5 protein-coding genes are annotated in these 3,162 nt (G+C 56.5%); all 5 read left to right on the top strand.

Going from position 1 to position 3,162, the window contains the following annotated elements; all coding sequences use genetic code 11:
• Positions 1–371, top strand: a 371-nt coding sequence (locus ACI3UA_RS05005; protein ID WP_439723733.1) for a 50S ribosomal protein L11 methyltransferase, incomplete at its 5' end; no start/stop codon positions are given.
• A 10-nt stretch (positions 372–381) separates the two neighbouring features.
• The gene (locus tag ACI3UA_RS05000; RefSeq protein WP_439723732.1) at positions 382–1,134 is read left to right on the top strand and encodes a 16S rRNA (uracil(1498)-N(3))-methyltransferase; all 753 of its coding nucleotides are present in this window, start codon (positions 382–384) and stop codon (positions 1,132–1,134) included.
• 3 nt (positions 1,135–1,137) lie between these two features.
• Entirely contained in the window at positions 1,138–2,445 is a 1,308-nt protein-coding gene (gene mtaB / locus ACI3UA_RS04995) for a tRNA (N(6)-L-threonylcarbamoyladenosine(37)-C(2))-methylthiotransferase MtaB (protein ID WP_439723731.1), read from the top strand.
• A gap of 103 nt (positions 2,446–2,548) precedes the next feature.
• Positions 2,549–2,893, top strand: coding sequence for a histidine triad nucleotide-binding protein (locus ACI3UA_RS04990; RefSeq protein WP_439723730.1), 345 nt, complete (start codon positions 2,549–2,551; stop codon positions 2,891–2,893).
• Between the two features lie 93 nt (positions 2,894–2,986).
• Positions 2,987–3,162, top strand: a 176-nt coding sequence (gene rpsU / locus ACI3UA_RS04985; RefSeq protein WP_439723734.1) for a 30S ribosomal protein S21, incomplete at its 3' end; no start/stop codon positions are given.

The raw sequence follows: 3,162 nt of genomic DNA, 5'->3' as shown, positions 1-3,162 counted from the left end.
TTCAGGCGGTGGACTACGATGATTCCGTGCTGAAAATCGTGGAGGAAAATCTGGCCCAGAATAATGTGCAGGATGTTGTTTCCGTGGCGCAGAGCGACCTGATGCAGAACATTCACGGCAAGGCGCAGCTGGTGATTGCCAATATTATTGCCGACATCATCATCCGCCTCTTTGACCAGCTGGATGAGCATCTTGAGCCGGGGGGCACGCTTCTTACCAGCGGCATTATCGAGGACAGGATTGAGGACGTGCTGGCGGCGGCAGAGGCACATGGCTACGCCGTGGCGGAGCGGCTGGAAAGCAAGGGCTGGGCATGCATCACTTTCAGGCGGCAGAAGGATTTGCAGGCCGTGGCTGATTGCCAGGCGTGAGGTCAGCGGTATGCGGAGAATTTTTATCAAGGCCCTTTTGCAGGATGAGCTGGTGATTACCGGCGGTGATGCCCACCATCTGGGCAGGGTGATGCGGGCAAGGGCCGGTGACCGCATCATGGTGGCTGATGACGAGGGCAAGGTCGGCGAGTATGAGCTGACCGGCTTCACGGAGGAATCAGTGTCCATGCGGCTGGTGCAGTATGTGGAGGAGCGCACTGAGTCACCGGTGGAGCTTGTTCTCGCCCAGTGCCTGCCCAAAGGGGACAAGCTGGACATGATTGTCCAGAAGGCAACGGAGCTGGGGGTGAACATCATCGTGCCTCTGGCAAGCGACAACTGCGTGGCAAGGTACGACGGGAAAAAGGCGCAGGCAAAGCAGGAAAAATGGCAGAAAATTGCCAATGAGGCAGGCAAGCAGTGCGGCAGGAGCCGCCTGCCCGTGGTGCTGCCCGTACAGCCCCTGCAGAGGTGGCTGAAGGAAACCATGCAGGCCTGCGACGATGGCACGGCTGTCTGCATGTGCTATGAAAATGAGCTGCAGCAGGGCATCAAGGAATTTTTGCAGGCCTGGAGGGATGCCAAGCGCTTTGTGGCGGTGATTGGCCCGGAGGGGGGCTTTTCCCTGTCGGAAGCTTCCCTGGCAAGGGAGCTGGGCATTGCTTCCGTCAGCCTGGGCACAAGGATTTTGCGGGCGGAAACAGCCGCTATCAGCGCGGTGGCTGTCATTCAGTATGAAAACGGCGATTTAGGAGGGCGATAGGCTTTGGCAAGTGCAGCATTTGTTACCCTGGGATGCAAGGTGAACCAGTTTGAAAGCGAGGTCATGGAGGGGCTGTTCAAGGAGGCTGGCTATGAGATAGTGGAACACAGCCGGCCGGCGGATGTTTATGTCATCAACACCTGCTCCGTTACCAGCCTGGGGGACAAGAAATCGCGCCAGCTGATTCGCCGCGTTCAGAGGCAGAATCCCGAGGCCGTAATCGCCGTCACAGGCTGTTACGCCCAGATTGCCCCGGAGCAGATTAAGGCCATAGAGGGGGTCAGGGTGGTGCTGGGCACGGCAAACCGCCGCCGCATAGTGGAATATGTGGAGCAGGCCATTCTCCAGAACGGAAAAATCATCGATGGCGTAACGGACATTATGAAGGTGCGGGAGTTCGAGGATATTCCGATTCTTGACATGCCTACCAGAACCAGGGCCTTTCTCAAGATTCAGGAGGGATGTACCAATTTCTGCAGCTACTGCATCATCCCCTTTACCCGCGGCCCGCTGCGCTCCCGCCCGCTGGACAGCGTGCGCAGGGAGGCGGAAAAGCTGCTGGCCAACGGCTTTAAGGAAATCGTCTTCACCGGCATTCATCTGGGGGCCTACGGCAGGGACTTCAAGGATGGCACCAGCCTGGCGGATGCGGCAAAGGCGGTGCTTGCCTTGCCGGGCCTGCGCCGGCTGAGGCTCAGCTCCCTCGAATCCATTGAGCTTTCTGATGAGCTTCTGGCGCTTCTCCGGGACAATCCCAGGTTCAGCCACCATCTGCACCTGCCGTTGCAGGCAGGCTCCGACTACGTGCTGAAAAGGATGAACCGCCACTATGACAGGGAGGAGTTTGCCCGGCTTCTGGCGCGGGTAAGGCAGGCCGTGCCCGGCGTTTCCGTGTCCACGGATGTGATTGTGGGCTTTCCGGGAGAAACGGAGGAAATGTTTGCGGAGAGCCTTGACTACATCCGTAGCTTGCAGTTTTCCCGCATGCACGTCTTTCCTTACTCGCCCCGCACCGGTACACCGGCGGCCGCCATGCCGGATCAGGTGCCGGAGCCTGTCAAGAAGGAGCGTGTACACCGCCTGCAGGCAGTGGCCGGGGAAATGGCGCAGGAATACTGCCGCTCCTATCTGGGGACGGTTCAGCGCGTGCTGCTGGAAACCGACACCGACGGGGAAAAGGACGGGCTGACCGACACGTATATCCGCGTCTATACCAATGACGGGGCGGAGCTGGGAGAAATTTACGATGTTCGTCTGGAACGATTGTATAAAGACGGAGTTTATGGTACAATAATAAATACGGCTGATTAATATTGTCAGCGGCTGAATAAGCTGCAGAAGCTGTCTTTGCCGGCTGTGCGCAGCTGGCAGGCGGTGTGGTCTGCGGCAGGACAAGGTGAGGAGGTGTACAAATATGGCAGATTGTATTTTTTGCAAAATTGCAGCAAAGGAAATTCCTTCCACTGTGGTCTATGAGGACGAGCAGGTTCTGTCCTTTAAGGATTTGGAGCCACAGGCACCTTTTCATGCGCTGGTGATTCCAAAGAGGCATGTTGAAAGTGTAGGCGCCCTTACTGCTGAGGATAAGGATGTAATCGGGCATATCATGTGCGAGGTTATTCCTGCGATTGCCAGGGATAATAAGCTGGATAAGGGCTTCCGCGTGGTGGCCAATACCGGCGATGAAGGCGGGCAGACCGTGAAGCATCTGCATTTTCACGTACTGGGCGGACGTTCCATGCAGTGGCCGCCGGGCTAATTTGGTGTTGACAATATATGCCTGATTTTGATATAATAATCAGGTGTAGTTGAAAAATACACTCCCAAGTCAATTGGAGGGGGGGAAAAATAGATGGCAAACGAGATTAAGGTTGGTAAGAATGAGACCATTGACAGCGCTCTCCGCAGGTTCAAGCGTATGAGCCAGAAGGCTGGTACCTTGGCTGAGGTCAGGAAGCGTGAGCATTATGAAAAGCCAAGTGTACGCCGCAAGAAGAAGTCTGAGGCAGCACGCAAGCGCAAGTTCCG

The organism is Anaerovibrio sp., from assembly GCF_051866355.1.
Classification (GTDB): domain Bacteria; phylum Bacillota; class Negativicutes; order Selenomonadales; family Selenomonadaceae; genus Anaerovibrio.
Note: the sequence above shows the minus strand (reverse complement) of the source record. Positions and strands in the feature narration are given on the sequence as shown.